The sequence below is a fragment of the Rhizorhabdus argentea genome, assembly GCF_037861105.1.
GTDB lineage: Bacteria > Pseudomonadota > Alphaproteobacteria > Sphingomonadales > Sphingomonadaceae > Rhizorhabdus > Rhizorhabdus argentea.
This window is the reverse complement of sequence record NZ_JBANFK010000013.1, coordinates 19,595-42,298: the sequence shown is the minus strand read 5'-3', so window position 1 is coordinate 42,298 and position 22,704 is coordinate 19,595. Positions and strand designations below refer to the sequence as shown.

General features: G+C 66.2%; 21 protein-coding genes and 1 tRNA gene. 7 read left to right on the top strand and 15 right to left on the bottom strand.

Translation table 11 applies throughout. The annotated features are described in order from the left end of the window. The first annotated feature begins 149 nt into the window (after positions 1–149). Entirely contained in the window at positions 150–1,073 is a 924-nt protein-coding gene (locus AAC645_RS13090) for an SH3 domain-containing protein (protein WP_340316606.1), read from the top strand. Positions 1,074–1,177: 104 nt separating this feature from the next. On the opposite strand, the gene AAC645_RS13085 is transcribed toward AAC645_RS13090, so the two are convergent. The 7 genes from AAC645_RS13085 to AAC645_RS13055 form a co-directional block, all read right to left on the bottom strand. Further along, positions 1,178–2,830, bottom strand: a complete 1,653-nt coding sequence (locus AAC645_RS13085) for an FAD-binding protein (RefSeq protein WP_340316604.1) — start codon at positions 2,828–2,830, stop codon at positions 1,178–1,180. Between the two features lie 15 nt (positions 2,831–2,845). Continuing rightward, on the bottom strand, positions 2,846–3,145 hold the full coding sequence (locus AAC645_RS13080; protein ID WP_340316603.1) for a putative quinol monooxygenase: 300 nt from the start codon (positions 3,143–3,145) through the stop codon (positions 2,846–2,848). 96 nt (positions 3,146–3,241) lie between these two features. Further along, entirely contained in the window at positions 3,242–3,877 is a 636-nt protein-coding gene (locus AAC645_RS13075) for a Dabb family protein (protein WP_340316601.1), read from the bottom strand. Positions 3,878–4,235: 358 nt separating this feature from the next. After that, positions 4,236–6,800 carry a hypothetical protein gene (locus tag AAC645_RS13070; protein WP_340316599.1) on the bottom strand — a complete coding sequence of 855 codons (2,565 nt, stop codon included), beginning with the start codon at positions 6,798–6,800 and terminating at the stop codon, positions 4,236–4,238. A 195-nt stretch (positions 6,801–6,995) separates the two neighbouring features. Continuing rightward, positions 6,996–7,082 (bottom strand) — tRNA-Leu (locus AAC645_RS13065). A gap of 113 nt (positions 7,083–7,195) precedes the next feature. After that, on the bottom strand, positions 7,196–8,296 hold the full coding sequence (locus AAC645_RS13060) for a 6-phosphofructokinase (RefSeq protein WP_340316597.1): 1,101 nt from the start codon (positions 8,294–8,296) through the stop codon (positions 7,196–7,198). A 108-nt stretch (positions 8,297–8,404) separates the two neighbouring features. Then, positions 8,405–9,139, bottom strand: a complete 735-nt coding sequence (locus AAC645_RS13055; RefSeq protein ID WP_340316595.1) for a zinc-ribbon domain-containing protein — start codon at positions 9,137–9,139, stop codon at positions 8,405–8,407. Between the two features lie 97 nt (positions 9,140–9,236). Between AAC645_RS13055 and ftsE the strand changes: the two genes are divergently transcribed. Genes ftsE through AAC645_RS13035 form a run of 4 tightly spaced genes read left to right on the top strand, consistent with a single transcriptional unit; the run spans position 9,237 to position 12,086 of the window. Continuing rightward, positions 9,237–9,950 carry a cell division ATP-binding protein FtsE gene (ftsE, locus tag AAC645_RS13050; RefSeq protein ID WP_340316593.1) on the top strand — a complete coding sequence of 238 codons (714 nt, stop codon included), beginning with the start codon at positions 9,237–9,239 and terminating at the stop codon, positions 9,948–9,950. Then, complete coding sequence (locus AAC645_RS13045; protein ID WP_340316591.1) at positions 9,950–10,861, top strand: cell division protein FtsX; 912 nt, start codon at positions 9,950–9,952, stop codon at positions 10,859–10,861. Before ftsE ends, AAC645_RS13045 begins: the two co-directional genes overlap by 1 nt. Continuing rightward, positions 10,858–11,391, top strand: a complete 534-nt coding sequence (locus AAC645_RS13040) for a YdcF family protein (RefSeq protein WP_340316589.1) — start codon at positions 10,858–10,860, stop codon at positions 11,389–11,391. Before AAC645_RS13045 ends, AAC645_RS13040 begins: the two co-directional genes overlap by 4 nt. Further along, positions 11,388–12,086, top strand: coding sequence for a lysophospholipid acyltransferase family protein (locus tag AAC645_RS13035; protein WP_340316588.1), 699 nt, complete (start codon positions 11,388–11,390; stop codon positions 12,084–12,086). The genes AAC645_RS13040 and AAC645_RS13035 overlap by 4 nt, the downstream gene beginning before the upstream one ends. A gap of 164 nt (positions 12,087–12,250) precedes the next feature. Here the strand turns inward: AAC645_RS13035 and AAC645_RS13030 are convergent, their stop codons facing one another. Continuing rightward, positions 12,251–13,156 (bottom strand): prephenate/arogenate dehydrogenase family protein, encoded by a 906-nt coding sequence (locus AAC645_RS13030; protein WP_340316587.1) that lies wholly within the window; start codon positions 13,154–13,156, stop codon positions 12,251–12,253. Beyond that, positions 13,156–14,259 carry a histidinol-phosphate transaminase gene (gene hisC, locus AAC645_RS13025; protein WP_340316585.1) on the bottom strand — a complete coding sequence of 368 codons (1,104 nt, stop codon included), beginning with the start codon at positions 14,257–14,259 and terminating at the stop codon, positions 13,156–13,158. The genes AAC645_RS13030 and hisC overlap by 1 nt, the downstream gene beginning before the upstream one ends. Positions 14,260–14,360: 101 nt before the next feature. On the opposite strand from hisC, the gene metX reads away from it, so the two are divergent. Both metX and metW read left to right on the top strand, forming a co-directional pair. Then, positions 14,361–15,500: a homoserine O-acetyltransferase MetX gene (gene metX / locus AAC645_RS13020; protein ID WP_340316584.1), complete on the top strand. Its 1,140-nt coding sequence runs from the start codon at positions 14,361–14,363 to the stop codon at positions 15,498–15,500. Beyond that, positions 15,497–16,084 carry a methionine biosynthesis protein MetW gene (gene metW / locus AAC645_RS13015; RefSeq protein ID WP_340316582.1) on the top strand — a complete coding sequence of 196 codons (588 nt, stop codon included), beginning with the start codon at positions 15,497–15,499 and terminating at the stop codon, positions 16,082–16,084. Before metX ends, metW begins: the two co-directional genes overlap by 4 nt. Positions 16,085–16,123: 39 nt before the next feature. Here the strand turns inward: metW and AAC645_RS13010 are convergent, their stop codons facing one another. From AAC645_RS13010 to AAC645_RS12985, 6 genes are all read right to left on the bottom strand, one after another. Beyond that, on the bottom strand, positions 16,124–16,390 hold the full coding sequence (locus AAC645_RS13010) for a DUF1467 family protein (RefSeq protein ID WP_340316580.1): 267 nt from the start codon (positions 16,388–16,390) through the stop codon (positions 16,124–16,126). A 22-nt stretch (positions 16,391–16,412) separates the two neighbouring features. After that, positions 16,413–17,993 carry a ribonuclease J gene (locus AAC645_RS13005; protein WP_340316689.1) on the bottom strand — a complete coding sequence of 527 codons (1,581 nt, stop codon included), beginning with the start codon at positions 17,991–17,993 and terminating at the stop codon, positions 16,413–16,415. A gap of 81 nt (positions 17,994–18,074) precedes the next feature. Next, positions 18,075–18,860 (bottom strand): type III pantothenate kinase, encoded by a 786-nt coding sequence (locus AAC645_RS13000; RefSeq protein ID WP_340316579.1) that lies wholly within the window; start codon positions 18,858–18,860, stop codon positions 18,075–18,077. Positions 18,861–18,888: 28 nt separating this feature from the next. Continuing rightward, positions 18,889–19,548: a biotin--[acetyl-CoA-carboxylase] ligase gene (locus tag AAC645_RS12995; RefSeq protein ID WP_422785835.1), complete on the bottom strand. Its 660-nt coding sequence runs from the start codon at positions 19,546–19,548 to the stop codon at positions 18,889–18,891. A gap of 184 nt (positions 19,549–19,732) precedes the next feature. Next, a complete protein-coding gene (gene nuoN, locus AAC645_RS12990) occupies positions 19,733–21,175 on the bottom strand; it encodes an NADH-quinone oxidoreductase subunit NuoN (protein ID WP_422785834.1) in 1,443 nt (480 codons plus the stop codon). A 3-nt stretch (positions 21,176–21,178) separates the two neighbouring features. Continuing rightward, on the bottom strand, positions 21,179–22,702 hold the full coding sequence (locus AAC645_RS12985) for an NADH-quinone oxidoreductase subunit M (protein ID WP_340316577.1): 1,524 nt from the start codon (positions 22,700–22,702) through the stop codon (positions 21,179–21,181). Between the last annotated feature and the right edge of the window lie 2 nt (positions 22,703–22,704).

Here is a 22,704-nt window from a genome sequence, read left to right as displayed (position 1 = left end):
CGCAAAAGGCCATCGCCCGTCGCCGCGCCCCACTGCATTAGAGCATAGCCAAGGCCGGACGCTTCGGTAATCCTGCCTGCGGCCGAAACGCGATTCGGGGGAACGGAAAGCGTTCGCTTCGGCCTGGAGAGGAACGGGGGTTCACGATCATGAAATACGTCATTCCGGCGGCCATAGCGGCCGCGCTGTCTTCCACGCCTGTGATCGCCGCCGACGCGCCGGTGACGCTGGCGAAATGCGATGCGGCGATCGGCAGCATCGCGGTCGTCGACGGCGACACCCAGGGCTGGACCAAATATGGACTGAGCAGCCCACGCGACCTGATCGCGGCGATGGCGGTGCAGAGCGGCTGCTTCACGCTGCAGGCGAACGGCAGCGGCGCGCCCGCCGATTTCCTCGTCAACGCCATCGCCGGCGACAAGGAGGAGGTCGACAAGGGCATCGGCCTGGCCCAGACCGCGCTGACCGAGGGCCTTGTCCGCTCGGGCGCCGCCGGTCGGATGATGGGTGGCATCCCCTTCGGAGGCCAGGCGCTCGGCATGCTGGGCGGCTTCGGCGGCAAGAAGAAGACGGTCGCCGCAGGACTGCGGGTGATCAGCCCCGCGACGGGCCAGACGATCGTCAACGGATCGGGCGAGCAGAGCAAGACCCAGGTCTCGATCGGCGGCCTCGGCGGCTTCGGCGGCAATCCCTATGCCGACGCCGCCCGCGCGAACATCATCGCCCGGGGCTATGGCGACTATGTCGGCAGCGGCTACGCCACTTCGAAGGACGGCCAGATGCTGGCGAGCGCCTTTGTGGTCGCGTTCAACGCAGTCGTCGCACAGCGGGCGGCGCTGGTGAGCGTGAAGCCCGCCGCCGGAGCCGCTGGCGCCACGGCGGTATCGACGGCGCCGGGCTACACCACCGCGATCGATACCAAGCTCTATGCCCAGCCCTCTATCGGCCAGACGGTCCGGGCGCTGCGCAGCGGCACGGTGCTGAAGCCGACGGGTGTTCGCGAAGGCCTGTTCGTCGAGGTCAGCGATGCCTATGGCAGCAAGGGCTGGGTGTCGGTCGAAGATCTGCGGTAAAGGTTGAAGCGCCGGAGTTCCCGCCCGAGGACGCGGCCTCCGGCGCTGGCGCGTCTCTACGGCTGCGCCCGGCAAGATGCCGGACGCGCCCGGCGGAATCAAAATCAGTGGTTGGATATATGGGTACCGAGGTGACGTCCGGCGATGTAGCCGAAGGTCATGCCCGGCCCTAGCGTCCCACCGGCACCGCCATAGCCTTCGCCCAGCACTGCCGCCATCGCGTTGCCCGCCGCGTAGAGGCCCGGGATCGGGTTGCCGTGCCAATCCAGCACCTGGGCATCGCCGTTGGTCTTCGGACCGCCGGCAGTGCCCAAAGCGCCTGATTCCATCTTCACTGCGTAGTAGGGGCCCTGATCGATCAGGCCGAGGGTGCGGTACGGCGGATCGAAGGCCGGATCGCCCCACATGTAGAAATTGTCGTAGCTATTGTCGCCACGATTGAAGTCGTCGTCATGGCCGTTACGGACCATGTCGTTGAACCGCGCCACGGTGGCCTTCAGTGCTTCGCCGTCGATCCCCGCCTTTGCAGCCAGTTCCTCCAGGGTTTCCGCCTGCATCATGTAGGACGGGACAGGTGACCCCGGCTGGGAGTTGAAGGTCGGATACTTGTCCTTGTAGCGCTGATCGATGATCAGCCAGTAGGGCAGATTGGCGTAGCTGTGGGTCCCGGCGTCGAAGGCATGCAGCGCCTTGCCCATGGCGTTGTAATTGGCCGCCTCGTTGACGAACCGCTTGCCGGCACGGTTGACCAGGATGGCGCCCGGGCGGGCCCGTTCGTCCGAACCCAGCATGTAGTTGGGCTTGGCGGAGCGGTGCTGCGGCTCGAACTCAAGCACGCTCTGCTGCCAGAAGGCATTCTGCATATTGCCCAACTGGGCGCCGGCCTCGATGGCCATCACCAGGCCATCGCCCTCATTCTCCGGCACGCTGACCGGACCGGTGAGCGGGCCGCGCAGGAAGGTCCTGACCAGATTCTCGTTCCACTCGAAGCCGCCGGTGGCGATGACGACGCCGCGGCGCGCACGCACGCGGAAATCGCGGCCCTCGGCATCTCCGGCTACGACGCCGATCACCCGTTCGCCGTCCTTCACCAGCTTGCGGGCGCGCTTTTCGAATTCGACCGGGATGTTGCGGTCCAGCACGGCCTTGAACAGCGAGCCGGCCAGCGCCTGCCCCAGGCCGCGATAATCGTGCTTTTCGCGCTCGGCGAGGGTGGCTTCGTCCAGTGTGCCGTTGATCGCCTCCATCAGGCTGCCGCGCACCGGGTACGCCATCTTGGTGGGGTTCACCCGGGTCGCCCATTTTCCAAGCTGCTCGAAGGAGAAGGCCTCGTTGTCCAGCGAGCGCCCGCCGTCGGCCTTGGCGCCAGGCAGGTAGGGTTGATAATCGGGAAAATCGGCAAAGGGATGGAAGCGGACGGGGGTCTTGTCCGCGAAATAGCGGATCATCTCCGGACCACTCTCCATGAACGCCCCCAGCGTATCCGGGTCGAGCGCGCCTGGAGCGAGTGCGTCGAGATAGGCCACGATGTCGTCGTCGGAGTCCTCGATGCCGGCTTCGCGCTGATAATGGTTGTTGGGAATCCAGAGCATGCCGCCGGACATGGCCGTCGTCCCGCCGACCATCCCGGACTTTTCCAGGATGACCACATCCCTGGCGCCGAAATCATGCGCGGCGATCGCCGCCGTCATGGCCGCCCCGCCGGAGCCCAGAACGACGACGTCGGCCTCCAGGTCCCATATGAAATCGTCAGTCATCTTTCATCTCCCGTATCAGTCGGTGAAGCCGCGTTCGTTGGCGGCATCGAACTTGCGTACGGCGATCTCGATGCGGTCGGCCCAGCCGCCCAGCACCGCGCCGACGGCGGGCAGCGCAAGGTGCGTGTTCAGCGCATCGCCATCGCGCCAGCGCTCATAAACGAGGATCCTGCCCCCAGCCCTGTCGTCGATGGCAAAGTGATAATCGAGGCACCCATCTTCCTGCAGCGTGTCGGCAACCAGCGAACCAAGCGCGGCGGAAAGCTCCTCGACAAGGTCGGGACTGGTCTTCAGGTGGCCGGCAAGAATGATCATGACAGGGTCTCTCCTCAGCGCATGTCGCGCAGCATTGGTGCGGGCAGAGCGCCTTCGGCGAGGCACCGCGAAGGACCAGCCGACCGACCGGCGTATTTACCAGGCGGGGCCGTCGCCAGCGGGCACGGCCGGGCCAGTCAGCCAGTTTCCCGTGATGCCGATCTTCACCGCGCTGCCTTTAGACAGCTCGGTCCCGGTCTCGGGAGTCAGGAACATGATCCGGTTGGGAGCCCAGACCGAGCCTATGATCTCTTCCTCATCGCCGGACAGGACGAGGCCGACCGCTTCGCACATTTCCCGGGCCCGCTCGCGCGTCTGTCCGCGCAGTTCGGGGACATAGGCCTTCGCGGGATCGGCATGGATGGGCAGGACGCGCGCGACTTCCCGCTCGGCTTCCTCGGCGGCCAGTTTCTCATCGAATTCCGGGCCGTGATAGTCGATCTCCCAATCGAACGAGATCATGTTTTCCAATATATCGGGCAGATACGGCGTCATGCGCAGGTGCGACCAGTGCGACATGTAGCGGTCCATCGCTTCGTAGCTGTCGATGTCGCAGCAATTTGCGAAATCGAAATCGCCCGAATGATAGCGTGTCTTGACGCAAAGCCCATGACTGTAATCGCGCACTTCGCGATTGAGATGCGACAGCTTCTTCACCTCTTCGATAAAGGTATCGATCTTGTCCTGCGGGGCATCCTGCTTGAACTTGATCATGACTACATGCCGGATCATCGTCTCTCTCCCTAGGCCTCGCGCGCCGGACTGTCGTCGGATATGCGTGCCGTTTTGGTGGGGAGAAGACTAGCTTGCGTGACTTGTTATCACGCCTGTCCTATTGAGCAGGTGGTGGGCCGGCTGGCGCGGCGATACCGAGCGCTTCCAATCTGGCCCGCTCGACCTTGCTTAGTCGCCACGGGCGCGGCTTAGAGCATATTCACTCTCATTCGAGGTGAAGCCTGGGCAAGAGCAGTTCTGTGCCGGCCGAATATCTGCGACAAGGCACCCCCGAGCATGTGCTCCGGCGATGCCTCGCCGAAGCTGTGCCGGAGAGGCACTAGACAATGTGCAGCGGAGCCGGCGGTTCTGAGCCTTACAGAAAATCGGCCATTGAAAGCGCGGTCGATCCCAACCCGACGAGCTGGACGGCCGAATCGACCACCGCCCCGTTGTTGCTCGAATAGAACAGATAGGTGTCGTTGCCGACCCTGATCGCCGCGACCTCGCCGCCGGTGCCGACACGGCCGTCGAATAGCAGCTGGGCCGCGGTCGCCGCGGATGCAAAGCTCGACTGTTCGGGGCCGACCAGCAGCGCTTGCACCGAATAGCCGACAGAGAGACGATCGCTGCCATCCTGGAAATCTGAAATTTGATCGGGCGCCGCGCCGTTGAACAAAGAGGCATTGCCGCCGAACAAGAACAGGTCACTGCCGGCGCCGCCTGCCACGGTGTCTACGCCAAGGTCGCCGGAAAGCACGTCGTTGCCGTCGCCACCGAGGATAGAGTCATGGCCCTGCCCGCCGCGCAGCGAATCATTACCTGCTCCTCCATCGATAGCATCATTGCCAAGGTTGCCGTTGATCGTGTCGTTGCCATTGTCGGAGCCGCCGCGAATGACATCGTCATTTGCACCGCCGTTGATCCGATCCGATCCCAGCCCGCCATCGAGCGTGTCGTTGCCGGCGTTGCCCTGGAGATAATCGGAACCGTCGCCGGCATCGAGCGAGTCGGCACCATCGACGCCCCCACTTGCCGACTGGCCGAACAGGTGGTCATTGCCGCCGCCACCAGTCAGCACATCGGCCCCGCCGAGGCCTATCAGCACATTGGCGGCATCATTGCCGACGAGGCTGTTGTCGCCCTCGTTGCCGGTAAGGCTGAGCTGCGCGGATCCGCCGGCGATGAGCGTCTCGATTTCCTGGCCGCTCGCCATCGCCCAGCTTGCATTCGCAGTGACACTATCAGCGCCGCCGCTCACGGCTTCGATCACCCGATCGCCAGCGTTGTCGACAATGAAAACATCGTCGCCCGAGCCGCCGGTCATTGTGTCGGCGCCCGCACCACCGTCGAGCGTATCGCTGCCGCCTCCGCCGTTCAGGAGCTCGGCAGACTGACCGCCCACGATCATGTCGGCACTCGGGGTTCCGATGACCCCTTCGACGGAAATCAGCACATCGCCGCCCGCTCCCGCCCCCTGCGCGCCCGACGTCGCGCCAAGGGCAACGGTGACTCCCGTCGAATAGGCCCCATAATCGACCGTGTCGAAGCCGCTGCCGCCATCGAAGCGATCCCCAGCGATCCCGCTCACGAAGCGATCATCTCCAGTTCCGCCATTAAAAGCGACTGAACTGTCGGCAGACGTCACCATATCGGCGCCATCGCCGCCGTCGATCGTCACCAGCGACTCTTGTCTGCCGACTGTGATCGCGTCGGCGAAAGCGCTGCCGGTCACTCGGTCGAGCGTCTCGATGTGCTGGATCGTACCACCGGCAAAGCTATAGGGAAGCGATAGAGCTATGCCGGTCAGATCGATCGTCACTCCGGAGGCGGCGCCGCCGAGCGACAAGCTCAAGACGTCGTTGCCATCGCCGCCATCGACATCGTCACCGATGCCGGCGGACAAGCTGTCGTTGCCCGCTAATGCGTTTAGTACATCATGTTCGACGCCCATATCAGGCGTGGCGGTGGAACTGTTGGCGAGGAAGTCGCCGGACGCCAGTATATCGCCGTTCGCGCCACCACTCAGCGTATCGGCGCCAGACCCGCCGGCGATGGTGTTGCCGTAATCATTCGGATTCCCCTCGGCGACACCGATGATGACGTCGTTGCCTTCATCGCCATAGACTTGGGCCGTATAATAAGTGGACAGCATATCGATGCGGTCGTTGCCGTTTCCGCCATGCACCTCGCCACCGGCCGAGATAGTATCGTTGCCGTCGCCGCCATAGGCGACGCCCAGCGCGGATCGCATGCGAATGACGTCGTCGCCGGCCTCCCCATAAAGCTTCGGTCCATATTGTGCGGTGGTGCCGTCGATCGTGTCGTTGCCGTCGCCGCCCCAGATGCCCGAGCCTCCCCAGCCCGAATAATAGTCGGCGGTGATGCTATCGTTTCCGCCCCGTCCATAGACGTTGGGCCCCGTCGGATAATAGGTATCGATCGGCACCAGCACGTCATCGAAATTGCTGCCTTCGAGATAGCCGACGGTTTGGATATTACTGACTTGCGTCGTTCCGACGGTGACCGTGGCGCCGTCCCGCAGCGCGCGGAAATCGGCCGTTACGCCATCCGGTGACCCTTGGAACGAGATGAAAAGCCGGTTGCCGTAGGAACCTTGGGCGCCGCCATCGATGACGTCGCCATAGCCAGCGAAGATATAGTCGTCGCCGTTCCCCCCCATAAGCGTGTCCGACTCGCCGAACACGTCATAGGATATACCGGGTACCGAGACGAAGAGATTGGCTACGTAGCGGGTGTGGGAGAAAAGTTGGTCGTCGCCATCGCCTCCGGCCAGGTTATCGGCACCGCCGTCGCCTTCGATCGTGTCGTTGCCCGCGTTGCCGCTCAGCCGGTCATCGCCACCATTTCCGGTGATGTCGTCATTTTCGACACCCCCAGTATAAATGTCTCCACTGCTCGTCCCGGTAAATCTCGCCACATCGCACCTCGCCCACGAAGGGTAGGCGGGCCGTTGCTAATCGACCACAGAAGAAGGCGCCATTCCGGAGCTATTATCCGGCGCCGGTGCAAAACTGCGTTCGGCCGAGCGACGTCATCCGGCAACCGCGCGACTGCCCGGTTTCAACAGATCCCCGAAGGGATCATCGAGCAATTGCAGTTAATCAAGACAGGGTGGTGCGGTCGAGAAGACTCGAACTTCCACGGCCTTTCGGCCACAACGACCTCAACGTTGCGCGTCTACCAGTTCCGCCACGACCGCACACCGAGTAGAATCCCGGCGGGCCGGGATGCTGGTAGGCGCGTGCCACTAGCAAAGCGGATAGGCGCGCGCAATGGGCTATCTTTGCGCAGCTTGGCCGATCGCCGCTGCCGTCAGTAGAGAAACATCGGCATGCCTTCGACATGCGTGAGCTTCGGCCGATAGCGCGCCACATCGTAGAGCGCCGCGACGTCCACCGTCTTGGCGCCGCCGAGCAGCGTATCGATCGGCACGCTGGCATAGTTGCCGTCCCGCAGCGCCAGCATGCATCCCGTCTCGCGGGCCTCGATCTTGCGGATGGCAAGGCCGCCGAAGGCGAAGCCGACCATCCGGTCGAGCGCGTCGGGATCGCCCGAGCGCATCAGATAGGCGAGCTGCTGGACGATGGTGCCCTGCCCCGCCTGCTCCTCGATCAGCAACGCCAGCCGCCGGCTGACCGCCGGCTCGCTGCGCTGGGTCGCCGACAGCTGGCGCTCGGCGGCAGCCGCGGTGTCGCCAACCAGAGCGGCGCCCTCGGAGATCACGCACATCGCATAAGCGCCGGGGCGGCTGCGGCGATCCTCGACCAGCAGCGGCAGCAACAGGTCCGGATCGGCAGGCACCTCGGCGATCACGGTGCGATCGACCTGGGCGAGGAAGCCGGCCAGCAGCGCGGTCTCGCCCGAGCGGCGGCCGAACAGCTCGATGATGGCGATCCGCTCATGGCTTTCCGCCGTAGTGCGCAATGCGTTGATCGCGTCGACCGAGCGGCTGATCGCCGTCGAGAAGCCGATGCAATAGTCTGTGCCGAACACATCGTTGTCCATCGTCTTGGGAATCGAGACGACCGGGAAGCCTTGAGCCGACAAATGCGCCGAGAAGCGCAGCGTGCCGTCGCCGCCGAGCGTGATCAGCGCGTCCACGCCAAGCGCATCGAGCACGTTGAGGACATGCGCGGTCCGGTCGCCGCCGGCCGCAGTGCGCGGATCGGTGCGCGAGGTGTGGAGCATCGTGCCGCCGACCCGATCGATCCCACGCACCGCCTCGCGATCGAGCACGACGCTGTGCGTGGCTATGCTCTCGGCATCCGCTGGGTCGATCTCCAGGAAGCCCTGCCAGCCGCGTTTGAAGCCGATCACCTCCCAGCCGCGATCGAGCGCCGACAGCGTGATCGAGCGGATGCAGGGATTGAGGCCCGGCACGTCGCCGCCGCCGGTCAGCACTCCGATGCGCAATGGTTGCTCCTATCGTGAGGTCATCCCGGCGGAGGCCGGGATCTCGTGAGGATAAGGCGCGCACTCGACGCCCGAAACCCCGGCCTCCGCCGGGGTGACGGTTCATCCTCAGCTGCCGGTCGGCCCTATGAAACTCAGATGAAGGTTCTTGGCTCCGCGCGGGATATCGACCGCTGCGCTGTCGAACTCAGCCGAGGCGCCCGGGGCCAGCATCGGTACCGGACGGGTGATCGTCCAGCTATAGACGGTGCGGCCCTGGGTATCGCGGAGCTCGGCGCGAATGTCCCGAACGGTCTGGGGAATGTCGGTGGGGTTTACGATCCGGCCGGTCACCGCCAGCAACTCGTTGCCGCTCGCGGTTTCGCGCCGATCGGGCTTGCGGGTCATCTCGATCACCAGCGGCACCGGCGCCGGGGTGATGCCGAGCCGCTCGGCCAGCTTGTCGGGTCCCACCGCGACCACTGCGCCGATCGCGGCGACCAGCAGCAACGCCACGATTACCGAAAGGATGGTCAGCAGCTTGCCGATATTGCGGCGGGGACGCGCCACGACGATGTCGTGGATCGGTGCGACTTCCTCCGGGCCGTCATAGCGCGCCTGGACCTGGTTCTCCGGCTGCTCGGTTCCCGGGACCGCGGGCGGCGGCACCGGCTCGACGGTGGTCGCCGGCGGCGCTGCTGCCGAAACATCGAACAGGTCCCGGGCTGTAGCGGGATCGAGCGGCGCCGGCTCCTGGAACCAGCTGTGCCGGCAATTGGCGCAGCGCACCTGGCGTCCGGACGCGCCGACGGCCGAGTCCGGAACGAGATAGCGGGTCTGGCAGGCGGGGCAGGACAGGATCATTGGCGCCGACCCTAACCCCGACCGGACTCCCGCTGCAAGCATTTGCGGGCACGCGACGGCTGTGCCATTGCGAGGGCATGCGGAAGGAGCGGATCCGATGAGGCCGGGGGCCGCCAACATCGTCCAGTTCGAGAATGTCGGGCTGCGCTATGGCGTCGGCGCGGAGACGCTCAGCGACATCAATTTCAGCCTGGCGGCAGGCGCCTTCTACTTCCTCACCGGCCCCTCGGGCGCGGGCAAGAGCTCGCTGCTGCGGCTGATCTATCTCGCCCAGCGGCCGAGCCGCGGGCTCATCCGGATGTTCGGCGAAGATGTCGTGACCCTGCCGCGCGCGCGCATCCCCGGTTTCCGGCGCCGGATCGGCACGGTCTTTCAGGACTTCCGGCTGATCCCGCACCTGTCGGCCTATGAGAATATCGCGCTGCCGCTGCGCGTGAATGGGGTGGCCGAGGCCGATATCGACACGCCGGTGCGCGAGATGCTCGAATGGGTCGGCCTGTCGGGCCGTGCCCATGCCAGGCCCGCGACCTTGTCGGGCGGCGAGCAGCAGCGGGTCGCGATCGCCCGCGCGGTGATCGGCCGGCCCGAGATCCTCGTCGCCGACGAGCCAACCGGCAATGTCGACCCGGAGATGGCGGAGCGGCTGCTCTATCTGTTCGAGGCGCTCAACAAGCTCGGCACCACCATCCTGGTCGCCACCCACGACCTTCACCTCGTTCCCCGCGTCGACGATGCCCAGATCATCCGGCTCGACAAGGGGCGGCTGTCCGATCCCACCGGCGCGCTGCGCTATCCGCCGAAGCGCGACTGATGGCTCTGTTCGGCAGGGGATCGGGCCATTGGCTGACCAGCGCCGCCGGTCGGCGGCTGCTGCCCGAGGGCTGGCTCTCGGGGCCGATGCCCTGGGTGATCGCGATCATGATGTTCCTGATGGTGCTGGCCGCTGCCGCCGGGCTGGCGCTGGGCTTCGCCGCGCGCGATCTCGACGATCATATGTCGGGCCAGATCACCATCCAGATCGTCGATGCGAACAAGCCGCGGCGCGACGATGCCGCCGCGCGCATTGCCGCTGCCGTTGGCAAGCTGCCCGGCGTGGTCTCGATTCGTCGGATCGGCGACGAGGAGATCACCGAGCTGCTCCAGCCATGGCTGGGCGCCGGTCTTGCCGATAACGATCTGCCGGTGCCGGCGATGATCGACGTCGCCTTCGCGCCCGGCTCGGATCGCGGCATCGAAAAGGCCGGGGCGGTGGTCCGCGCGATCAGCCCGCGCGCACGGATCGACGCGCATGCGCAGTGGCTCGCGCCGCTCGCCGGGCTGATCGCATCGCTGCGCTGGCTCGCCGGCGTGCTTGTCCTGCTGATGGCGGCGGCGGCGGCTTTTACCGTGGTGCTCGCCGCGCGCGCCGCGCTGAACACGCATCAGGCGACCATCGATGTGATGCACCATCTCGGCTCGAGCGATGCGCAGATCGCGAGCCTGTTCCAGCGCCGGATCGCCACCGATGCGCTGTTCGGGAGCCTGATCGGCCTGCTGCTCGCCAGCCTGGTGATCTACGCGGTCGGGGATCGCATCGCCGAGGTCGGATCGGACCTGCTGGGATCGGTCGAGCTGCCGCCGGTCGCGTGGGCGATGCTGGGACTTCTGCCGATCGCCGGCACCTTGCTGGCGATGCTCGCAGCGCGGCTGACGATCATCGTCGCCCTGAGGCGCCGGCTATGATCGTCCGCACCTTCGCCCTGGGCCTGCTGCTCTGGATCGCCGGATTCATGATCTTCGCGCTGTTCCTGCCCCAGCCGGCCGCCAACGGCATCGCGACCGACGGCATCGTGGTGATGACCGGCGGGCGCGGCAGGGTGGAGCGCGGCCTCGCACTGCTGGCCGAGAAGCGCGCGAAGCGGCTGCTGATCTCGGGGGTGGACCGCCGGGTCAAGCCGCACGAGATCGCCGCCCAGTTCGAGGCGGCGCCTGCGCTGGTCGATTGTTGCGTCGATCTCGGCCACGAGTCGGTCGACACTCGTTCCAATGCCGAGGAGGCCGCCGGCTGGATCGCGCGCAACCATTACCGGTCGATCCGTCTGGTCACCTCCGACTGGCACATGGTACGCGCCCGCTACGACCTGGAAACGATGACGGGCGACGATCTCAGCGTCGTGGCCGATGCGGTGCCGACCGAGCCTGGGCTGGTCGACCTGGTCCGGGAATATAACAAATATCTGCTGCGGCGGATCGCGGGGCTTATCGGAATATGATCATGGCGCTGCGCTCGGCCTTGTTCGCGCTCATCTTCTATCCCGGGACGCTGATCGCGGTGCTGAGCGCCTTCCCGCTGGTGCCGGCTGGTTCGCGGGTGCTGCGCCGCCACGCGATGCTGTGGGGCGGCTTCCATCGCTGGTGCGCGCGCCTGCTGCTGGGCATCCGCACCCGCATCGAGGGCGAGGTGCCGTCGGGGCCCTATCTGTTCGCCGCGAAGCACCAGTCGATGTTCGAGACGCTCGACTTGCTGGTGATCATTGATGATCCGGCCGTGGTGCTGAAGCGCGAGCTGGCCGACATGCCGCTGTTCGGCCAGGTCGCCAGGCGCGCGGGCGTGATCCCGGTCGACCGGTCGGGATCGGCCAAGGCGCTGCGCCGGATGATGCGCGCGGCGATCGACGCACGCGACAGCGGCCGCTCGATCCTGATCTTCCCCGAAGGCACCCGCGTTGCGCCGGGCGAGCAGCCCGCGCTCCAGCCGGGCTTCGCGGGCCTCTACAAGCAGCTCAAGATCCCGGTCGTCCCGATCGCTCTCGACAGCGGGCGCCTCTGGGGCCGCAACCGCTTCCTGAAGCGCCCCGGCGTGGTGACGATGCGCTTCGGCGAGCCGATCCCGCCCGGCCTGCCCCGCGTCGAGATCGAGGCGCGCGTACATGCCGCGATCAATGCGCTGGAGAATGAAAGACTATAAATCTCTCCGTTCGGGGAGGAGAGTACAGCCGCTTCTGCGGAGGCTGGGGCCCATGTCTTTCTCCTCACGAGGTGCCTTCGCGCGGATTAAACAGACATGGATGCCAGCCTCCGCTGGCATGACGTGCTGACTTGATGATGGGCCCGTACGGCTTGCCGCACTGCCTAATGCGACCGCCCGAAATCGGGCGCCGCGTCGTCCTGGCCCTGCTCGATGATCGAGCGCCGCACCGCGCGGGTGCGGGTGAACAGCTCGAACAGCGCGTCGCCGTCGCCCCAGCGGATCGCGCGCTGCAGCGCGGTCAGGTCCTCGGAGAAGCGCTGGAGCATTTCGAGCACCGCATCCTTGTTCGACAGGAACACGTCGCGCCACATCGTCGGGTCGGATGCGGCGATGCGGGTGAAGTCGCGGAAGCCGCCGGCCGAATATTTTATCACCTCGCTCTGGGTGACCTCCTCCATGTCCGACGCGGTGCCGACGATGGTATAGGCGATCAGGTGGGGCAGATGGCTGGTCACCGCGAGCACCAGGTCATGATGCTTCGGGTCCATCGTCTCGACATTGGCGCCGATCCTGCGCCAGAACTCCTCGACCCGCTGCACCGCGAGCGGATCCGCGCCCGGAGGTGGGGTGACGATGCACCAGCGGCCGCTGAACAGGCTGGCGAAGCCCGCTTCGGGGCCACTGTTCTCGGTGCCAGCGACGGGGTGGGCGGGGATGATCGTCGCGCCCGGCAGGGCTTCGGCAAGCGCCGCGAGCACGCTTGCCTTGGACGAACCGACATCGCTGACGATCGCCTCTGGCGGCAGATCGTCGGCGATCTCCGCGCCGACCGCGCCCATCGCGCCGACCGGCACGCACAGAATCACCAGGTCGGCATCGACCACGGAAGCGCCGGCGGTGTCGGTGACATCGTCGACGAAGCCGAGCTCGAGGGCGCACTCGCGCACGTCCGGGCTGGCATCATGACCGGTCAGCCGCACGGTCGGCATGGTCGCCTGCACCGCGCGTGCGATCGACGAGCCGATCAGCCCCAGTCCGATGATGGTGACCCGCGCGAACGGCAGCATCAGCCCGCACCCTCGACGAGCCGGCGTAGCGCCGCGGTCAGGCCTGTGATTTCCGCCTCGGTGCCGATCGTGATGCGCAGGCCGTGCGGCAGGCCCTGTCCCGGCAGCCAGCGCACGATATAGCCCGCCTCCATCAGCCCATGATAGGCGGCGTCGGCGGTCAGCCTGCCCTCGAACAGCACCAGCGAGAAATTGGCCTTGCTCGGCACCGCGCGCAGGCCCTTGTTGCCCAGGCTGGCGATCTCGCCCTCGAACCAGGCGCGCCAGTGCAGGTTGTGGGCACGGCTCTCCTCGACGAACCGCGTGTCGCCGAGCGCGGCGATAGCCGCAAGCTGGCCAGCCGTCGTCACGTTGAACGGCGCCCGGATCTTGTGCATGGCCTCGATTATCCCGGCGTCGGCATAGCCCCAGCCGATCCGCTCGGCGGCGAGCCCGTAGATCTTCGAGAAGGTGCGAGTGACGAGCACGTTGGGTGCGTGCTGCGCCAGCGCGAACGCGCCGTCGTCGTCCTCGGGCTCGAGATATTCGGCATAGGCCTGGTCGATGACCAGCAGGCAATCGGCCGGTGTCGCCGCGTGCAGCCGCGCGATATCCGCTGCCGGCGAATAGGTGCCGGTCGGATTGTTCGGATTGGCGAGGAAGATCACCCGCGTTCGCGGCGTGATATGGGCGATCAGCGCGTCGACGTCGGTCGCATAGTCCTGGTCCGGCGCCACCACCGGTTCCGCGCCCACCCGTCGCGCGGCGATCGGATAGACCGAGAAGCCGTAGCGCACGAACAGCACCTCATCGCCCGGGCCGGCATAGGCGCCGGCGGCGAGGTGGAGAATCTCGTCCGAGCCGGTGCCATAGATCACCCGCGCGGGATCGAGCCCATGCGCGGCGGCGATCGCCTCGCGCAGCGCGGCCGCCGATGCATCGGGATAACGGTCCAGCGAGGCCGCGCCGGCGAGAAAGGCCTCGCGCGCTGCCGCGCTGGTGCCGAGCGGATTTTCGTTGGACGAAAGCTTGGCCACCTTGCGGCCGTCGTCGGTGGTCGACCGCCCCGGAACATAAGGCGCGATCGCATCGATCCAGGGCTTGGGCGCGAGCATCTGTGTCATGGCTGCGCTTTAGGGGCGATGCAGCGTTGTCGCAATGCTTCCCATCCCCTCTCGGGCTTCCCGTTGACAGCGCCCCACGCCGCGTCCTAGCCCCCTGACCGATGACAGACGACAGCCGTTTCGGCCTTGCCCGTTCCGTGACATTGGCCGGCCCGCTGCGGCTGGACGGCGGCACGCGGCTGGCGCCGGTCGAGATCGCCTATGAAACCTATGGCGTCCTGAACGCCGACCGCTCCAACGCAATACTGATCTGCCACGCGCTGACCGGCGACCAGCATGTCGCATCGACCCATCCCAGGACAGGCAAGCCCGGCTGGTGGACGCGCATGGTGGGTGCGGGCAAACCGATCGATCCGGCGCGCCACTTCATCATCTGCGCCAATGTGCTCGGCTCCTGCCTGGGCAGCTCGGGACCCGCCAGCGTCGATCCCAAGACCAGCACGCCCTTTGCGATGCGCTTCCCGGTGATCACCATCCGCGACATGGTCCGCGCGCAGGCAATGCTGCTCGATCATCTCGGGGTCGAGACGCTGAGCGCGGTCGTCGGCGGCTCGATGGGGGGGATGCAGGTTCTGCAGTGGGCCGCGACCTATCCCGACCGCGTCCGCTCGGCGGTGGCGATCGCCAGCGCGGCGCGGCATTCGGCGCAGAACATCGCCTTCCATGAGGTCGGCCGCCAGGCGATAATGGCCGACGCCAAGTGGCGCGGCGGCGACTATTACGCCGATAACGACCCGCCGGCGGCGGGGCTCGCGGTCGCGCGCATGGCGGCGCACATCACCTATCTGTCCGAAGCTGGGCTGACCGAGAAGTTTGGCCGCCGACTCCAGGCACGCGCCAACAACAAGAATGGCGTCAAGAGCTTCGGCTTCGACGCCGATTTCCAGATCGAGTCCTATCTGCGCCACCAGGGGATCAGCTTCGTCGACCGCTTCGACGCCAACTCCTACCTCTACATCACCCGCGCGATGGATTATCTCGACATTGCCGAGGAGCATGACGGGCTGCTCGCCAACGCTTTCAGGGGCGCGGCGACGCGCTTCTGTCTGGTCAGCTTCGACACCGACTGGCTCTATCCGACCGCCGAATCCCGCGCGATCGTCCATGCGCTCAACGCCGCAGGTGCGGCGGTCAGTTTCGTCGAGCTGAGCTCGCCCTTCGGCCATGACTCCTTCCTGCTCGACGTTCCCGAACTCAACCGCGTCGTCGACGGTTTCCTGCGCGCAGGAGAAGGCGCGTGAGCACGCTCCGTCCCGATCTCGCGATCATCGCCGATCATGTGCGCAGCGGCGCGCGCGTGCTCGATGTCGGCTGCGGCGACGGCGAGCTGATGGACGTGCTGCGCGCCAAGGATTGCGATGCGCGCGGCATCGAGATCGATCCGGCCAATGTGTCGCTGGCGGTCGGGCGCGGGCTGTCGGTCGTGCAGGGCGATGCCGATGCCGACCTCGTCAACTATCCCGACAAGGCGTTCGACTACGCGATATTGAGCCAGACGCTGCAGACCGCGCGCGCGCCCGACAAGGTCTTGACCGAACTGATGCGGATCGGCCGCCACGCCTTCGTGTCCTTCCCCAATTTCGCCTATTGGCGGGTGCGTCTCAGCCTGGCCTGGGGCGGACGCATGCCGGTGACGCCGGCGCTGCCGGTCAGCTGGTACGAAACCCAGAACATCCATCAGCTGACGATCGACGACTTCCGCGCCTTCGTTAAGGAGCGCGGCATCACCGTCGAGCAGGCCTGGTTCCTGACCGGAACGCGCCGGCGCGGCGACGCGGCGGCAAATCTGCGCGCCGAACATGCGGTGTTCTTGCTGAGGCGGTAGATTGGCCGCCCCGGCGTGGGCGATCTCACCGATCTCGATTCATCTTGCCCAGAGCGTCAGGTCGAAATCGTCGGCAGTGATCCAGCCGTTCGAATAGTTGATGAAGAACAGCACGAACAGCACGGCCGACAGGATCGTCGTCCACAACACCGTCCGGCCCACCGAAAAGCGCGGCGTCGCGCTCTCGACCTGGCCCGGCACATGCGCCTCGGGTTCGGCGCTGGAGCGCAGCCGGAACGGCAGCACCAGGAACAGGCAACCCCACCAGAAGAGAATGTAGATCGCGGCGATCGAGCTGAGTTTCATGGCACCAATATTCCGTCCGCTATCAAACCCGGATGATCGACACCTCGACCACCGGCTTCTTCCCCGTCCAGGCGGTCGCGCGGCGGCGCACCGCGAGGCGGATCGATTCGCGCAGCTTGGCCTCGTCGCGGCCGCCCTTGGCCGCCGCTTCCGCCGCTGCGTCGCGCGCCTCCTCGAGGAAGTCGGCGCGGTCCTCCTCCACCGGCAGGCCCTGCAGCAGGATCGCCGGATCGCCCTTCAGGTTGCCGCGCCCGTCGATCGCGACGGTCACGCCGATAAGGCCATATTGCGCGACCCGCCGCCGCTCGTTGATCGTCGTGCCATCGGCCGGCAGGATGACGTCGCCGTCGAGCACCAGCCGGCCGACGCGCTCCTGACCGATCGCGCGCGGCCCGTTCGGGGCCAGCCGCACCACCGTGCCGTTCGACTGGACGATGCCCTTGGCTATGCCCTGCGCCTTGGCGAACCGCGCCTGCTCGGCCATGTGGCGAAGCTCGCCATGGACCGGCAGCATGATCTCCGGACGGATCCACTTGTACATCTGGGCAAGATCGGGCCGGCCGGGATGGCCCGAGACATGGACCTCGGCCTGCCGTTCCGTCACCATGATGACCTTCTTGGCGGCCAGTGCATTCTGGATGCGGCCGATCGCCAGTTCGTTGCCGGGAATCTGCTTCGACGAGAACACCACCGTGTCCCCCGCCGACAGCTTGATCGGATGGCTGTCGAAGGCGATTCGCGACAGCGCGGCGCGCGCCTCGCCCTGCCCGCCCGTGGCGATGATCATCACCTCGCGGCCCGGCAGCTTCATCGCTTCCTCGACGCTGATCGTCGGCGGGAAACCCTTGAGATAGCCGCTCGACTTGGCGACGCGAATGATCCGGTCGAGCGAGCGGCCAGAGACGCACAGCTTCCGGCCGGTGTCCTTGGCGACCTCGCCCAGCGTCTGCACCCGCGCCGCGTTCGACGCGAAGGTGGTGACCAGCACGCGTGCCTCGCAGGCGCCGATCACCTCGTCGAGGCCCTTGCGGACATCGGCCTCGGAACCTGCGGCTTCCTCGTTGAACACATTGGTCGAATCGCAGACCAGCGCGAGGATGCCCTTGTCGCCGATCGCGGTCAGCTCCTCCGCGGTCGACGGCACGCCGAGCAACGGCTGCTCGTCGATCTTCCAGTCGCCGGTGTGGAAGATGCGGCCATGCGGCGTCTCGATCAGCAGCGCGTTGCCCTCGGGGATCGAGTGGGCGAGCGGCACATAGGTGAAGCCGAACGGCCCGAGCTGGAAGCTGCCCTCATTGTCGATGATGTTGAGCTCGACCTTGCCGGCGATGCCCTCTTCCTCGAGCTTGCCGCGGATAAGCTCGGCGGTGAACGGCGTCGCATAGAGCGGCACGCCGAGATCGGCGGCAAGATAGGGGATCGCGCCGATATGATCCTCATGGCCGTGGGTCAGCACGATGCCGAGCAGATCGTCCGCGCGCTCCTCGATGAAGGCGAGGTCGGGCAGGATCAGCTCGACGCCGGGATAGCCGGGATCGGCGAAGGTCAGGCCGAGGTCGACCATCACCCATTTGCCCTGAGTACCATAGAGATTGACGTTCATGCCGATCTCGCCGGAGCCGCCAAGTGCGAGGAAAAGCAGTTCGTTACCGGGTTTTGTCACGTAAATATTTGTCCGATCTTGTTATTTTCTGATCTTCTGGCGAAGATATAATAGGCCGAGCCCTTGGATGGTCAGGTCGGGCTCGACGCTGTCGAACACGTGGCTATGCCGTTCGAACAGGTTGGCGAGGCCGCCGGTGGCGATCACCTTGACCGGTCGGCCGACCTCGACTTTCAGCCGCGCGACCAGGCCTTCAATCATCGCGACATAGCCGAAATAGATGCCGATCTGCATCTGGTCCTGCGTCGTCCGGCCGACGACGCTGGCACTCTCCGGCGCCTCGATCGCGATACGCGGCAGCTTCGCGGCCGCAGCGACCAGCGCGTCGAGCGACAGGTTGATTCCGGGCGCGATGATCCCGCCCTTATAGGCGCCGCTATAATCGACCACGTCGAACGTGGTGGCGGTTCCGAAATCGATCAGGATCAGGTCGCCGGGATAGAGCGTGTGCGCCGCGATCACATTGACCGCGCGATCGGCACCGACGCTCTGCGGTTCGTCAACGTCGAGGGTGATTCCCCATTCGACCGGCGCGCGGCCGGCAACCAGCGCCTCCACCCCGAAATATTTGGAGGCGAGGACTTCGAGATTGTGGAGCGCCCGCGGCACCACGGTGGCGATAATCACCGCTTCGATCACCGAACGGTCATAGCCTTCGAGGCTCAGCAGCTGGTGGAGCCATACCGCATATTCGTCGGCCGTGCGACGAGCGTCGGTCGCGATCCGCCAGCGCGCCTTGATCGCTCCGTCTCCGTCGAGCAGCGCGAAAACGATATTGGTATTTCCCGCGTCGATCGCAAGCAACATGGTCGTCGAGTCCCCTGTTCGGTGGCGCCTATAGCAGGAAAATGTCGCCTGCGTGCACAACATGGATTCGACCGTCGGCGGCCTTCAGGCGAAGCGCTCCGTCGGCCTCCAGCCCGTCATAGAGGCCTTCGAGCACGCCCTCCTGTGCGCGGACGCTGAGCGCCGTTCCCGGCGGATGGGCACGGGCCTGCCAGCGGGCGAGCACCACGCCCAGGCCCTCGTTCCGCCAGCGCGCCAGCCAGCCGGCGAAGCTCGCCGCCAGGTCCGCCGCAAAGTCGCCCGGATCGGGCGCGGACAGTCCCAGCGCCGCCAGGCTGGTCGCCGGACGATCGACGGCCTCGGGATGGTGGGCGAGGTTCACGCCGATGCCGACAACTACCGCATCGTCCACGCCTTCGAGCAAAATGCCGGAGATCTTGGCGCCGTCGGCGAGGAGGTCGTTCGGCCATTTGATCATCAGCCGGTCCGCGCCGAGCCATCCTTGCAGCAGCGCATCGAGCGCGACCGCCGCGACCAGCGCAAGCGTCGGTGCGGGCGGATCGCTCGCCATCCGCCGCACCAGCGTGCTGGCGTAGAGATTGCCGGGCGGCGAAACCCAATGCCGCCCCTGCCGCCCGCGCCCGCTCGCCTGACTGTCGGCGCGCAGCCATGTGCCTTCGGCCGCCCCTGAGCGCGCGAGTGCGGCCATGTCGTCATTGGTGGAGACGGTGCTGGCGACGTGGCGGATCGGCGTCACTAGATTCTCCCCGGGAGGGGGAGGGGAACCATGCGCTGCATGGTGGAGGGGGATGTCCGCGAGGACACCGCTTGCGGCAGCCCCCCTCCACCGCCAATGGCGGTCCCCCTCCCCGTCCCGGGGAGGATCCTCATGCTCAGAACAGCGACCGCGCTGCCGCCATGCTGGTGGCGTCGAGCAGCGGGATCGCGAGATAGCCGAGCGGCGACACCGCCAGCGCGGACAGCACGATCAGCCCGCCTTCGATCTTCGAGGCCGAGGGAGCATAGTCGTCGGCGGCGGGATCGTCGAAGTACATCGTCTTGACGATCTTGAGATAATAGAAGGCGCCGATCACCGAGGTGGCGATACCGATCATCGCCAGCGGCCAGAAGCCGGCGCGCACCAGCGCGTCGAACACCAGGAATTTCGGCCAGAAGCCGAACAGCGGCGGGATGCCGGCGAGGCTGAACATGAAGATCGCCAGCGCCGCGGCGAGACCGGGGCGCGAGCGCGACAGTCCCGACAGGCTGGCGATCGTCTCGATCGGCTCGCCATCGGGCGTGCGCATCTGCAGCACGCAGATGAAGCTGCCGAGCGTCATCGCGACATAGACGGCCATGTAGGTCATCGTCGCCGCAACGCCTTCGGCGGTGCCCGCGGCGAGGCCGAACAATGCGAAACCAACATTGTTGATCGACGAATAAGCAAGCAGCCGCTTGAAGTTGCTTTGCCCGATCGCAGCGACGCCGCCGAGAATCGTCGAGGCCAGCGCCGAGAAGATCACGATCTGCCGCCAGCTGTCGGTGCCCGATCCCATCGCCTCGACCGCGACCCGCATCAGCAGCGCCATGCCCGCGACCTTGGGGGCCGAGGCGAAGAAGGCGGTGACCGGCGTCGGCGCGCCTTCGTACACGTCGGGCGTCCACATGTGGAACGGCACCGCCGAGATCTTGAAGGCGAGGCCGGCGAACACGAACACGATGCCGAACAGCTGCCCGGTGGTGATGCCCTTTGCCAGCGCATCCGAGATGCCGGCGAACAGCGTCGTCCCGGTGAACCCGTAGAGCAGCGATATGCCGTAGAGCAGGATGCCGCTCGCCAGCGCGCCGAGCACGAAATATTTGAGGCCGGCCTCGGCCGAGCGCCCGTCGCGACGCATGAAGCTCGCCAGAACATAGGCCGACAGCGACTGCAGTTCGAGCCCGACATAGAGGGTCAGCATGTCGCCGGCCGACACCATCATCCCCATGCCCACCGCGGAGAGCAGGATCAGGATCGGATATTCGGCGCGCAGCTGCCCGGCCCGGCCGAAGAAGCCGGGGGCAATGATCACCGACACGGCGGCAGCGATGTAGATGAGCAGCTTGGAAAAGGCCGCGAAGCTGTCGGCGATATAGAGTCCGTCGAAGCCGGGTCCGCCATTGCCGGCGGGGCCGAGCAGCGAGAAGCCGGCGGCAGCGAACAGCGCGACTGCGCCCCACCCAATCGCGCGCGACAGGCCGTCGCCGCCGAACGCCGCGACCATCAGCAGCGCCATCGCGCCGAGCGACAGTATCAGCTCGGGCAGGGTCAGCGCGAGCGAGGCGGTCATCGGGATCATCTAATGGGCCTCCGCGTGCCCAGCGGCAGCAGGATGGGGGGTGCCGATCGCGACCTTGGCGTCGCTCTGCGGCGCGGTCGGCGCGAGCCGCGCGAGGATGGCGCCGACATCGTTGCGCATCGGGGCAAGGAAGCTCTCCGGATAGACGCCCATCCACAACACCGCCAGGCCGAGCGGCACCAGCATCGCCAGCTCGCGCGCAGTCAGGTCCGGCATCGCCGCGACATCGGCCTTGGTCAGCGCGCCATAGACGACGCGGCGGTAGAGATAGAGCATATAGGCGGCGCCCAGGATGATGCCGGTGGTCGCGACGAAGGCGACCCAGCTCGAAATCCCGTAGGCGCCGACCAGCGCCAGGAACTCGCCGACGAAATTGCTGGTGCCCGGCAGCCCGACCGACGCCATGGTGAACAGCAGGAACAGCAGCGCATATTTCGGCATGTTGTTGGCAAGCCCGCCATAGCGGCTGATCTCGCGGGTGTGCAGCCGATCGTAGATCACGCCGACGCACAGGAACAGCGCGCCCGAGACGAGGCCGTGGCCCAGCATCACCATCAGCGCGCCTTCGAGGCCCTGCCGGTTGAACGCGAACAGCCCGATCGTGACGAACGCCATGTGCGCGACCGACGAATAGGCGATCAGCTTCTTCATGTCCTCCTGGACCAGCGCGATCAGCGAGGTGGCGACGACGGCGACCATCGACAGGCCCATCACCAGCCACATCAGCTCGGCGCTCGCGACTGGAAACATCGGCAGCGAGAAGCGGACGAAGCCATAGCCGCCCATCTTGAGCAGCACGCCCGCCAGGATCACCGAGCCAGCGGTCGGCGCCTGGACGTGCGCGTCAGGCAGCCAGGTGTGGACCGGCCACATCGGCATCTTGACCGCGAATGATGCGAAGAAGGCGAGGAACAGCCAGGTCTGTGCGGACGCCGGGAAATCATAGGCCATCAGCGTCGGGATGTCGGTGCTGCCAGCCTGGTTCGCCATCCACAGCATCGCGATCAGCATCAGCACCGAGCCGAGCAGCGTGTAGAGGAAGAATTTATAGCTCGCGTAGATCCGGTCGGCGCCGCCCCAGATCCCGATGATCAGGTACATCGGGATCAGACCCGCTTCGAAGAAGATATAGAACAGGAACAGGTCCTGCGCCGCGAACACGCCGATCATTAGCGTTTCCATCAGCAGGAAGGCCGCCATATATTCGGGAACGCGCTTCTCAATGGCATCCCAGGATGCAGCGATGCAGATCGGCATCAGGAACACCGACAGCACGATCAGCAGCAGCGCGATGCCGTCGATGCCCAGCGCCCAGGCGAAGCGCCCGAACAGCGCGACATGCTCGGTGAACTGCCATTGCGGCCCGCCGACTTCGTAGCGTGTCCACAAGATCAGGCCGAGCAGCAGATCGAGCATCGTTGCGATCAGCGCGATCCAGCGCGCGGCTTTCGCGCCCGCGAACAGACAGGCGAAGGCCGCGAGCAGCGGCAGCGCGATCATCAGGGAAAGGATCGGAAAATCCATGC